The following is a 285-nucleotide window of genomic DNA, read 5'->3' on the forward strand; positions in this document are numbered from 1 at the left end:
ATCCAACGCGGCCGCTACCTGATGGGCGGCGGCTACAGACAGTTCCTGAGGTAATTGGAGTGGTTGCGATTGCCAAAATCGAACTCGCGCCTGAGCATTTCGGTTCCGCGCCGCGAATCTCGCTCGACCACGCTGTCATGGAGAAGACTAACAGACTTGCCGTGATTCCCTGCCACATGGATTGGAACGACATCGGATCTTGGAACGCAATGGCCGATTTGATCGCCCCCGACGAAAGCGGGAACAGGATACGCGGCGATGTGCACATGGTCGACACGACCGGCA

Annotated in this window: 1 pseudogene; it reads left to right on the forward strand. The window is 57.9% G+C overall.

The features are described from left to right. Positions 1–59: 59 nt before the first annotated feature. Positions 60–285, forward strand: a pseudogene (gene cpsB, locus X757_RS01000000165550) (mannose-1-phosphate guanylyltransferase/mannose-6-phosphate isomerase); the annotation flags it as partial.

Origin of the sequence: Mesorhizobium sp. LSHC412B00 (genome assembly GCF_000503035.1) — a bacterium.
Taxonomy (GTDB): Bacteria; Pseudomonadota; Alphaproteobacteria; order Rhizobiales; family Rhizobiaceae; genus Mesorhizobium.